Origin of the sequence: Nocardia sp. CDC159 (assembly GCF_023740735.1) — a bacterium.
In the GTDB taxonomy this organism is placed as follows: domain Bacteria; phylum Actinomycetota; class Actinomycetes; order Mycobacteriales; family Mycobacteriaceae; genus Nocardia; species Nocardia pulmonis.
Genome location: NZ_JAMRXH010000008.1, coordinates 358,737 through 371,569, shown reverse-complemented (window position 1 = coordinate 371,569; position 12,833 = coordinate 358,737). Strand labels below are relative to the sequence as shown.

The window sequence follows — 12,833 nt, the reverse complement described above, 5'->3', positions numbered from 1 at the left end:
CCGCCGAGGTGAGCAGCGAGGGGTTGGCCGATGAGTGGGTGACGCATTTGTTCACCGATGTGGAAGGGTTGTCTGGGCTGGATCCGGAGCCGCTGGAGGACCTGCGGGCCGTCATCCTCGAACAGGGCCCGAGCCAGATTACGAAGTTCGGTGCGGCAGAGGCGATCCTGACGCTCGACGAACTGCTGCGCCGAGATAGCAAGTAGCTATTGAATTTTCGTGACCCCGAACCTGAGGGCGTGCGTAACCAGCGAGGATGCGGTATCGGCGCGAGCAAGGCAAGATTGCGAAGGTTCGAAGTAAGCGCGGAGAAGGTTTCATTTTGATGTTCGGATGTCGGGGGCGGGGAGCTGGGCGTGATCGAGGTCACCGGACCCGGAACCGGTGGGCCGCATGACGCGCCCGGCCCGGCAGCGCCCGGCGCGGACCCGCCGCGCGCGGGTCACGACCCTTCCGCGCCTGATGATGACGGCCGTCGAGGCGAATCCGGATGGCGCCGCGGTCGTCTTCGCCGACGCCGCCGCGACACTCGCGGAGCTGACCTACGCCGAACTGGATGAGCGCTCCACCCGGCTGGCGCGGCTGCTCATCGATCGAGGCATCGGCCCGGAAGACCTGGTGGCGCTGGGCATTCCGCGCTCGGTGGAATCCGTTGTCGCCGTATGGGCGATCGCCAAGACCGGCGCGGGATTCGTTCCGGTGGATCCCAACTATCCGCCGGAGCGCGTCGCGCATATGGTCGCCGATTCCGGTGTGGCGCTGGGTCTCACCGTCTCGGCGGTGCGCGACCGGCTGCCCGGCGGGGTCGAATGGCTGACCCTGGACGGCGGCATTCGCGCGACCCTGGAACGGTGCTCCACCGAGCCGGTGACCAACGAGGATCGGGTGCGGCCGCTGCGTGCCGAACATCCGGCCTATGTCATCTACACCTCGGGTTCGACCGGCAAGCCCAAGGGCGTGGTCGTCACCCAGGCGGGCCTGTCGAGCTTCTGCGACGAGCAACGCGAGCGCTACCGCGTCGACAGCACCTCGCGCACCTTGCATTTCGCGTCGCCGTCGTTCGACGCTTCGGTGCTGGAGTTGCTGCTGGCGCTGGGCGGTGCGGCGACCATGGTCGTAGCCGCGCCGTCGGTGTACGGCGGTGACGAGCTCGCGGCGCTGCTGCTGCGGGAGCGGGTGACCCATGCGTTCATCACCCCGGCGGCGCTGGCGTCGGTGGATCCGGTCGGGCTGGACGAGTTGCGCGTGGTGGTCGCCGGTGGTGAGGCGTGCCCGCCGGAGCTGGTGCGCCGCTGGGCGCTCCCCGTCGGCGGCGAAAGGACCCGCGAGTTCTACAACGGCTACGGGCCGACCGAGACCACGATCATGACCAATATCAGCGCGCCCCTGGTGCCCGGCGAGCTGGTGACGATTGGTGGACCGATTCGCGGAATTACGGAATTCGTTCTCGACGAACGTCTTTCGCCGGTGCCGACGGGGGCCGTGGGTGAGCTCTACATCACCGGTGCGCAACTCTCGCGCGGGTACCACGCGCGACCGTCGTTGACGGCGGCGCGGTTTGTGGCCAATCCGTTCGACCCGAGCGGTTCTCGGCTCTATCGCACCGGTGATCTGGTGCGTTGGACCGCGAATGGCGAGCTGGAGTACCTGGGCCGCAATGACTTCCAGGTGAAGATCCGTGGTTTCCGGATCGAGTTGGGTGAGATCGACGCGGTGCTGGCCGCGCACGATTCGGTCGACTTCGCCGTCACCGTCGGACACACATTGAGCGGCGGCGCGACGGTTCTGGTGTCCTACGTGCACTCCGCCCAGGGAACCGCCGACGGGGACGAGCTGCTCGCCTTCACCGCGCGCAGCCTGCCCGCGCACATGGTGCCCACGGCCGTCATGGTGCTCGACGAGATCCCGCTGACCCCGGTCGGCAAGCTGGATCGCGCCGCCCTGCCCACCCCGGTATTGCAGGCCAGACGATTCCGCGCGCCGGCGGGCCGGTTCGAGCTGCTGGTCGCCCAGGTGTTCGCCGATCTGCTGCATCGCGAGACCGAGGTCGGCGCCGACGACGATTTCTTCGAGCTGGGCGGCAATTCGCTGGTGGCCACGCAGGTGGCGGCGCGGCTGGGCGCCGAGATCGGCGCCCGGGTACCCGCCCGCCTGGTGTTCGAGGCGTCGACCGTCACCGAGCTCGCGGCCCGGATCTCCGAACTCGCCGGGACGGGCGGACGGCTGCCGCTGGGACCCATGCCGCGGCCGGAGCGGATTCCGCTGTCGCCCGCGCAGCAGCGGATGTGGTTCCTCAACCGGTTCGACACCGCCTCGGCGGCCAACAACATCCCGTTCGCCATCCGGCTGTCGGGCAGACTCGATCCCGAGGCGCTGCAGGCCGCCGTCGCCGATGTGGTGGAGCGGCACGAGACGCTGCGCACGGTCTACCCGGCCGTGGACGGCACCGGCTACCAGGTGGTGCTGCCGCCCGAGCGCGCGATCCCGGACCTGGCCGCCAAGCCCGTCGCCGCCGCCGAGCTCGAGGACTGGCTGACCGCCTTCGCGCTGGCCGGGTTCGATGTCACGGCCGAGGTGCCGCTGCGCATCGCCCTGCGCCAACTCGACTCCGATACCCCGGAGTACGTGCTGGCCCTCACGATCCATCACATCGCGGCCGACGGCACGTCCATCGCCCCACTGGTGCGGGACCTGATGACGGCCTATCTTGCCCGCCGCGCGGGCGGCGCCCCGGGGTGGGAGCCGCTGCCGGTGCAGTACGCCGACTACACGCTGTGGCAGCGCGCGGTGCTGGGCGACGAATCCGATCCGGAGTCGGTGGCCGCGGCTCAGATCGCCTATTGGCGTGACGTTTTGGCGGGTCTGCCGGATCGGCTGGATCTGCCCGCGGATCGGCCGCGCCCGGTCGTGGCCTCTGGCCGCGGCAGCGTCTTCGCCTTCGATATCGATGTCGAGACCCATGCGCGCCTGCTGGAGACGGCGCAGCGCGGCGGTGCTTCGCTGTTCATGGCGGTGCACGCGGCATTCGCGGTGCTGCTCGCGCGCTTGTCGGCGACCGACGATATCGCCATCGGCACGCCGGTCGCGGGCCGCGGCGAGCGCGAGCTCGACGGTCTGATCGGCATGTTCGTCAATACGCTGGTGCTGCGGACGCGCATCGATGGCGCGGCTTCGTTCGCCGAGCTGCTGGCGCAGGTCAAGCAGACCGATCTCGGAGCCTTCTCGCATGCGGAGTTGCCGTTCGAGCGGTTGGTCGAGGTGCTGGATCCGGTGCGTTCGCAGGCGCATCATCCGCTGTTCCAGGTGGCGCTGTTCTTCCAGAACATGGAAGCGGCGGCGCTGGAACTGCCCGATCTGTCGGTGCGCGCACTGGAATTCGACGGCGCGGCCGCGAAATTCGATCTGCAGCTGACGGTCGTCCCGCGCGTGGGCGACGACGGCGCGCCCGGCGGCCTGTCGGCGCAGTTCACCTATGCCGCCGACCTGTTCGATGCCGACACCGTCGAAGGCTTCGCCGAGCGATTCGCGCGCGTCCTGCGCGCGGTGAGCGTGGCCCCGGAGCGCCCGGTCGGCGCGATCGAGCTGCTCACCGACGACGAACGCCGCCTGATCCTGCGGGACCGGAACGAGACCGGGCACCGGGTGCGGCCGGAGCTGCTGCTCGATGGTTATCGGCGTGCGGTGGAGCAGTTCCCGGATGCGATCGCGCTCAGCTATGAGAACTCCGCGCTGACCTATGCCGAGTTCGATGCTCGGGTCAATCGTCTTGCGCGGTTGTTGATTTCGCGTGGTGTCGGCCCAGAGACATTGGTGGGTCTGGCGATTCGGCGGTCGTTGGATCTGGTCGTCGGAATGTATGCCGTCGTGGCGGCGGGTGGTGCGTATGTGCCGTTGGATCCGGATCACCCGGCCGAGCGCATCACCCACATCCTCGATACCGCGCGGCCGCTGTGCGTCCTGACCACCTCCCGGGACGCGGACGCCGTCCGCGGTGCCGATCCGATCGAGATCGATCGCCTGGACCTGTCCGGCCGGCCCGCCGGTCCGATCGCCCCCGCCGAACGGCGCGCACCCGTGCGGCCGGAGCATCCGGCCTATGTCATCTTCACCTCGGGCTCCACCGGTCGCCCGAAGGGTGTGGCCATCTCGCACGCGGCCATTCACAACCAGATCGAATGGATGCTCGCGCAGTATCCGCTCGGACCCGCCGATGTGTACCTGCAGAAGACCGCGACCACGTTCGATGTGTCGCTGTGGGGTTATTTCATGCCGCTGCGCGCGGGTGCGAAGTTGGTGGTGGCCACGCACGACGGGCATCGGGATCCGGTGTATGTCGCGGAAACCATTGCCGCGCAGGGGGTGACGGTCACCGACTTCGTGCCGTCGATGCTGACGGTCTTCGCCGCGCACCTGACCGCCGGGTCCTGCCCGACGCTGCGCGACATCTTCGTCATCGGCGAGGCGTTACCCCCGGAGACCGTGCAGGCGCTGCGGCGGGTGTGCGCGGCCCGCGTGCACAACCTCTACGGCCCCACCGAGGCCGCGGTCGCGGTGACCTACTGGGAGGCACGCGATACCGACCGCATTAGTGTGCCGATCGGTTTGCCGCAGTGGAACACTCAGGTTTATGTGCTGGACGCGCGGTTGCGTCCGGTGCCCGCGGGTGTGCCGGGTGAGTTGTATCTGGCGGGTGATCAGTTGGCGCGGGGCTATGTGCGGCGGCCGGATCTGACCGCGGATCGGTTCGTGGCCAACCCCTTCGGCGAGGCGCGCGGCACCCGGATGTACCGCACCGGTGACCTCGTGGTGTGGCGCGACGCCACCGCCGAACTCCCGGCCCGGTTGGATTACCTCGGGCGCACCGATTTCCAGGTGAAGTTCCGGGGTCAGCGGATCGAGTTGGGGGAGATCGAGACGGCGTTGTTGGCGCAGCCGTCGGTGAGTCAGGCGGTGGCGTTGGTGGTTTCGTCGCCGCTGGGTGATCAGCTGGTCGCCTATGCCGTGGCGATGCCCGGCCGCCGCATCGCCGCGGCCGAACTGCGCGAGGCGGTCGGCAAGACCCTGCCCGCGTACATGGTCCCCGCCACCATCGTGGCGCTGGACGCCTTCCCGCTCAATGCCAGCGGCAAGCTGGACCGCCGGGCGTTGCCCGCGCCGGTGTGGGAGACGCGTGAATTTCGTGCTCCCGCAACGCCGGTCGAGGAGATCGTGGCGGAGGTATTCGCCGATGTGCTCGAGGTGGCGCGGGTTGGCGCGGACGACGACTTCTTCGCCCTGGGCGGCAACTCGCTGATCGCCACCCGCGTCGTGGCGCGGCTGGGGGCGCTGCTCGAGGCCCGCATTCCGGTGCGGGCGCTGTTCGAGACCTCCACCGTCGCAGGCCTGGCCGCGGCCGTCGAATCGCAGACCCACGGCCGCCGCGGCGTGCCGCTGGGCGGTCTGGAGCGGCCGGAGCGGCTGCCGCTGTCGTTGGCGCAGCGGCGCATGTGGTTCCTCAACCGCTTCGATCAGGCCGACGGCTCGGCGGCGTACAACCTGCCGTTCGCGCTGCGGCTGACCGGCGAGCTGGATGTGGCGGCCCTGTCGGCCGCGCTCGACGATGTGCTGATGCGGCACGAGGTGCTGCGCACCGTGTACCCCGAGACGCCCGAGGGGCCGGTGCAGGTGATCCTGCCCGCCGATACCCGGCTGGGCGTGACCGCCGAGGACATCGCCGCGGGCGAGGCGGCCGCGGCGGTCCACGAACTGGCGGCCACCCCGTTCGACGTGACGGCCGAGGTGCCGTTACGCGTCCGGCTGCTGCGGATCTCGGATGTCGCGACGCCGGAGTACGTGCTGGCGGTCGTGGTGCATCACATCGCCGCCGACGGCTCGTCCATGGGACCGCTGGTGCGCGATGTGATGACGGCCTACGCCGCGCGCACCGCGGGCGAGGCCCCGGGTTGGGCGCCGCTGCGGGTGCAGTATGCCGACTACGCGCTGTGGCAGCGCGCCGTCCTCGGCGATGAGAACGATCCGGATTCCATTGCCGCCCAGCAGATCTCCTACTGGCGGCGCGAGCTCGCCGGGCTGCCGGATCTGCTGGAGCTGCCGACCGACCGCCCCCGGCCCGCGGTGGCCACCCTCGCGGGCGGACGGGTGCCCTTCGCCGTCGACGCCGACACCCACGCCGGATTGGTGACGCTGGCCCGCGAGCACGGCGCGACGGTGTTCATGGTGGTGCATACCGCGCTGGCGGTGCTGCTGGCGCGACTGTCGGGCAGTGACGATATCGCGATCGGTACGCCGGTGGCCGGTCGTGGGGAGGCCGAGCTCGACGATCTGATCGGCATGTTCGTGAACACCGTCGTCTTCCGCACCCGCATCGACCGGGGCGAGACGTTCACCGAACTGCTTGCCCGCCAACGGGAAACGGATCTGCAGGCGTTCGCGCATGCCGATATTCCGTTCGAGCGGTTGGTGGAGGTGCTCAATCCGCGGCGCTCGACCGCGCATCATCCGTTGTTCCAGGTCGGCCTGTCGTTCCAGAATCTGGCTCGTACCCAGTTGGAGCTGCCGGGTCTGAGCGTGCAGAGCGTGGACGCGGATCTGGATGTGTCGCAGTTCGATCTGCATCTGATCGTGGCCGACGCCTACGCCGAGGACGGCGGCGCGGCGGGACTGGGTGGCTTCCTGACCTACGCCACCGATCTGTTCGACGCCTCGACCGCGGCCGCCGTCGCCGAACGGCTGGCGCACCTGCTGTCGCGGGTGGTCGCCGACGCGCGCACCCCCGTGGGCGACCTGCCGCTGCTGGACCGCACCGAGCTGCACCGGGTGCTGATCCGCCCGAACGCCACCGGCTATCCGCTGGACGCGGCCGCGCTGAGCGTGCCGCGCTACGGCTATCGCGAGCTCACGCTGCCCGGCCTGCTGGACTGCACCGTGGCCGTGGCCCCCGATGCGACCGCGCTGGTCGACGACGCCTCCGGCCGGTCGCTCACCTACCGGGAACTCGGGGCGCGGGTGAATCGCCTGGCCCGGCACCTGATCGCCCGGGGCGTGGGCCCCGAGGACCGGGTCGCGCTGGCGCTGCGCCGGTCCAGCGATCTGGTGATCGCCATGTACGCGGTCGCCGCGGCGGGCGGTGCGTATGTTCCGGTCGATCCGGATCAGCCCGCCGAACGCGTGCGCTACATCCTCGATACGGCCGGGCCGATCTGCGTCCTCGACGAGGAGATCGACGCCCTGGACCTGTCGGCGCTGTCCGACGCGCCGATCACCGACGCGGATCGGCGCGCCCCGCTGCGGCCGGAGAATACGGCCTACGTCATCTTCACCTCCGGTTCGACCGGCCGCCCCAAGGGCGTGGCCGTGCCGCATGCCGCAGTGGTCAACCAGTTGCTCTGGAAGACAACCGAATTCGGTCTGACCGCCGACGACGCCGTGCTCCTCAAGACCGCCGCCACCTTCGACCTGTCGGTGTGGGAGTTCTGGTCGGCGGCGGTCTGCGGAGGCCGTCTGGTGATCGCCACCGCCGACGGGCATCGCGATCCGGCCTATCTCGGCGACCTCATGGCCCGCACCGGCGTCACCACGCTGCACGTCGTCCCCTCGATGCTCGACGCCCTGCTCGCCGACGGCCTGCCGCCGCTGCGCCGGGTGCTGGCCATCGGCGAGGGACTGCCCGGGGCGCTGGCGCAGCGCGTGCGGGCCGTGCGTCCGGAGACCGCGCTGTTCAATCTGTACGGCCCGACCGAGGCCGCGGTCTCGATCACCAATCACCGGGTGACCGATGCCGACCAGGTGTCGGTGCCGATCGGCGCGCCGGAGTGGAACAGCCAGGTGTACGTGCTGGACGCGCGGCTGCATCCGGTGCCGGTGGGTGTACCCGGTGAGCTGTATCTGGCGGGTGCGCAGCTGGCGCGCGGTTATTTCGGCCGACCCGACCTGACCGCGGATCGCTTCGTGGCCAATCCGTTCGGCAGGCCCGGCACTCGGATGTACCGCACCGGTGACCTGGTGGCGTGGAATGCGCACGGCGAGCTGGAGTATCGCGGCCGCACCGACTTCCAGGTGAAGGTGCGCGGTTTCCGCATCGAGCTCGGTGAGATCGAGGCGGCGCTGCTGGCGCTGCCGGAGATCGCGCAGGCCGCGGTGGTGGCCCGCGCCGACGAGCGGATCGGTGATCGGCTGGTCGCCTACCTGGTCGGCTCGGAAGTCGATGTGGCGCAGGTGAAGTCGGCGCTGTCGGCGGCGTTGCCGTCATATATGGTGCCCGCGGCGTTCGTCGTGCTCGAGGCGCTGCCGCTGACCGTGAACGGCAAGCTGGATCGAAAGGCGTTGCCGGAACCGGAGTTCGAGCGGACCGAATTCCGCGCGCCCTCGACCCCGATCGAGGAGGTCGTGGCGTCGGTGTACGCCGATGTCCTGGGTGTCGATCGGGTCGGCGCGGACGACGACTTCTTCGCTCTCGGCGGCAATTCGCTGCTGGCCACCCAGGTCGCCGCCCGCATCGGCGCGGCGCTCGAGATCCGGGTGTCGGTGCGCAGCCTGTTCGAGGCGCCGACCGTCGCCGCCCTCGCCGCCGCGGTGGAACGCTCCGCCGACCGCGCCCGCCCACCGCTCGTCGCGATCGAGCGGCCCGACCGCATCCCGCTGTCGTTCGCGCAGCAGCGGATGTGGTTCCTCAACCAGTTCGATCCGGCCGCGGCGGTGTACAACATCCCGGTCGCCATCCGGCTGTCCGGCGCGCTCGACGTGGACGCGCTGCGGCAGGCGGTCGCCGATCTGGTCGCCCGGCATGAGATCCTGCGCACGACCTATCCGTTGACCGGCGACGGCCCGATCCAGGTGATTCACCCGGCCCGCGAGGTCGCCGTCGATCTGGAGCCGCGAGAGGTGACGGCCGCGGCGCTCGCGGCCGAGGTGACCGAGATCGTCTCGGCGGGCTTCGACGTCACCGCCGAGATCCCGTTCCGGACGGCGCTGCTACGACTGGACCCGGCCGAGCACATCCTCGTGTTCGTCGCCCACCACATCGCCACCGACGGCTGGTCGCTGGGCCCGCTCACCCGCGACCTGGTGCTGGCCTACTCCGGCCGCGCCGCGGGCGAGCCGCCCGCCTGGGCGCCGCTGCCGGTGCAGTACGCCGACTACGCGCTGTGGCAGCAGCGGGCGCTCGGCTCGGAGGACGATCCGGAATCGGCGCTGGCCGAGCAGATCTCCTACTGGCGCGCCGAATTGGCGGCGCTGCCCGAACAATTGGATCTGCCCGCCGACCGGCCGCGCCCGGCGGTCGCCTCGCACCGGGGCGCGACGGTCTCCTTCGAGATCGACGCCGAACTGCATCGGGCGCTGAAAGAACTGGCGCGACAGCATAATTCGACGCTGTTCATGGTCGTGCACGCCGCGCTGGCGGTGCTGCTGGCCCGGCTCTCGGGCACCCGCGACATCGCCATCGGCACCCCGATCGCCGGGCGCGGCGAGGCGGCGCTGGACGATCTGGTCGGCATGTTCGTCAATACCCTCGTGCTGCGCACCGAGGTCGATCCGGGTGCCGCGGTCGCGGATCTGCTGCGGGCCGTGCGTCGCACCGATATCGGCGCCTTCGCCCACGCCGACGTCCCGTTCGAGCGGCTGGTCGAGTTGCTGGATCCGGTGCGCTCGACGGCCCGGCATCCGCTGTTCCAGGTGGCGCTGGCCTTCCAGAATCTGGCCACGAGCGAGCTACGACTACCGGGGCTGACCGTGTCCGGGCTGGACGCGCTACCCACCCCGGCCAAGTTCGATCTACAGCTGACCGTCGCCGAGCACACCGATTCCAGCGGAATCGCCCAGGGTCTGTCCGCGGCGCTGACCTATGCGACCGACCTGTTCGACGAGGCCACCGTGCGCGGCTTCGCCGACCGATTCCGCCGCGTCCTGGCCGGTCTGGCGGCGGCGGAGGTCGCGGTCGGCGATATCGAGCTGCGCACCGACGCCGAATACGAGGGTGCGCTGCGGCGCTGGAACGCCCCGCTGGCGCAGCCGCGCACGGCCACCGTGCCGTCGCTGGTCACGGTGATCGATCAGCAGGTTCGCCTGCGCCCCACGGCGATCGCGGTGCGGGCGGGTGCGACGGCGCTCACCTACGCCGAGCTGGATCGGCGCGCCAACCGGCTCGCCCGCGCCCTGATCGCGGGCGGGGTCGGCCCGGAATCCCTGGTGGCCGTGGCTGTTGCGCGCACCGTCGAACTGCCGGTCGCGCTGCTGGCGGTCCTCAAGGCCGGCGCCGGATATCTGCCCATCGACACCACCTATCCGCGTAAGCGGCTGGAATTCCTGCTCGCCGACGCCGCGCCGGCCTATGTGCTCACCACCGACGAACTGTGGGATGCGCTGCCGCCGCACAATATTCCGACCATGCTGTTGCACCGGTCGGACGGATTCGACGACGCGCCGATCACCGATGCCGACCGGAGCGCGCCGCTGCGCACCGATCAGCTGGCCTATGTCATCTACACCTCCGGTTCCACCGGCGTGCCCAAGGGTGTCGGTGTCACGCATCGCAATGTGCTGCAGCTGCTGGCCAATGCGCAGCCGCTGTTCGGATTCGACGAAACCGACGTCTGGACGATGTTCCACTCGTTCGCCTTCGACTTCTCGGTGTGGGAACTGTGGGCGGCGCTGGCCACCGGTGGCACGGTGGTGGTGGTCGACTATCTGACCTCGCGTGCGCCGGAGGAGTTCCGGGAGTTGCTGATTCGGGAGCGGGTGACGGTGTTGAATCAGACGCCGTCGGCGTTCTATCAACTGATGGCAGCGGATCGGGTCGGTGCGCCTGCTGATTTCGCGTTGCGGCACATCGTGTTCGGTGGTGAGGCGCTGGATCTGCGCCGGGTGACGAGCTGGCGGGCCGATCATCCCGCGACTGGTCTGGTGAACATGTACGGCATCACCGAGACCACGGTGCACGTGTCGTTCCTGGCGCTGGACGAGGAGCTCACGGCGGCCGAGGCCAGCGTGATCGGCCGTCCGCTGCCGGGCCTCGAGGTGCATGTGCTCGACGCGCGCCTGCATCCGGTCCCGGCCGATGTTCCGGGGGAGATGTACGTCGCGGGCGAACAGCTCTCGCGCGGATACCTCGGCCGCCCGGGTCTGACCGCGACCCGATTCGTGGCCAACCCCTTCGGGCCGCCCGGTTCACGGCTCTACCGCTCCGGCGATATCGGCCGCTGGCACGAAACCGGCCCGGCGGCCCGGCTCGAATACGCCGGACGCGGTGACCAGCAGGTGCAGTTGCGCGGCTTCCGCATCGAACTCGGTGAGATCGAGGCGGCGCTGCTGCGCTGTGCCGGGGTCGGCCAGGCCGCGGCCGTCGTCCGCCACGACGAGCGCATCGGCGATCGGTTGATCGGCTATGTGGTGGCCGACCGGGATCCGGCGGCGCTGCGTGCCGAGGTCGGCGAATTCCTCACCGGCTATATGGTTCCCGACGCGATCGTGGTGTTGGACGCGCTGCCGCTCACCCCGAACGGCAAGCTCGACCGCCGCGCCCTGCCCGCCCCGGAAGTCGTGCGCGGCAACGACTTCCGGGCTCCGGAGTCGGCGACCGAACGGGCCGTCGCCGCGGTCTTCGCCGAGCTGCTCGGGGTCGCCGAGGTCGGACTCGACGACGACTTCTTCTCCCTCGGCGGCAATTCGCTGCTGGCCACCCGTGCGGTCGCCCGGCTGCGCGAGGCGACCGGCGCCCATGTCGAGGTGCCGTGGCTGTTCGGCGACGCCACGGTGGCCGGACTGGCCCGCCGCGTCGACGCGGCCGAGCCCGCCGGTTCGGCGTTCGACGTGCTGCTGCCGCTGCGCACCGGCACCGGCGACCCGCTGTTCTGTATCCATCCGATGTACGGATTGGCCTGGGCCTACTCGGGTCTGGCGCCCTATCTGCCGCAGCGGCCGCTGTGGGGTCTGCAGTCGCCCGCGCTGAGCCAGGACTATGTGCCCGAGTCGTTGCGGGAGCTGGTGACTCGCTACGTCACCGAGATCCGCACGGTGCAGCCGCACGGGCCGTACCGGGTGCTGGGCTGGTCGCTGGGCGGCGTGCTCGCCCACGCCATCGCCACCGAACTGCAGGCCGCGGGCGAGGAGGTGGCGCTGCTGGCCATTCTGGACGCCTATCCGGACCTCGATGTCGCGGGCTTCCACGCCACCCTGCGCGGTGCGCTGGCCGAACTCGGGATCGGGGCCGACGCCCTGCCCGAGGGCGATCTGCGCGAGCCGAGCGAGGCGGCGCTGGCCGCCCTGCACGCCACCATCCCCGCCGAGGCGATCTCGCTGACCCTGGAGCAGGTGCGGCGGATCTATCGCGGCGCGGTCCGCTCGGCCGAACTGATCGCCGAGCACCGGCCGGATGTGTTCCGCGGCACAGTGCAGTTCTTCCACGCCGCCTGTGACCCTGACAACGCGGCCCGCAACCGTTCGGCGTCGGACTGGTGGCGGTATGTGGACGGCGAGATCATCGACCATCCGGTCGCCAGCACGCACTCGGAGCTGGCGAGCCCGGCCGGGCTCGCCGAGATCGGGCCGGTGCTGGCCCGGTTGCTCGACGGCGAGCGCCGCTGATCCTGTTCGCGGACGAATCCGGCCCTACCGTGTGACCGGCGGGGTTGCATGCCCGACAATGGTCTGGTTCCGATGCGGCCTACCCTCCGCGCGGGACGCCGGTGCGGCAGTAACACACGGTGCTGCCGTGCTCGATTGACCTAGGGTGGCGCTGGGACGGCGCGCGGGTAGCGACAACAGGCAGGATGAGACACGTGGTTCGGGTGGTCGGGCGGTACGCGGTGCAGGAAGCGAAAACGGTATGACCCGCCCGG

Annotated in this window: 2 protein-coding genes; both read left to right on the top strand. The window is 70.2% G+C overall.

Annotated elements, in window-relative coordinates:
- Positions 1 to 206: hypothetical protein (locus NDR87_RS20245; protein ID WP_251914264.1), on the top strand; the 206-nt coding region annotated here is incomplete at its 5' end.
- Positions 207 to 384: 178 nt separating this feature from the next.
- On the top strand, positions 385 to 12,579 hold the full coding sequence (locus tag NDR87_RS20240) for an amino acid adenylation domain-containing protein (protein WP_374211152.1): 12,195 nt from the start codon (positions 385 to 387) through the stop codon (positions 12,577 to 12,579).
- Positions 12,580 to 12,833: the final 254 nt, after the last annotated feature.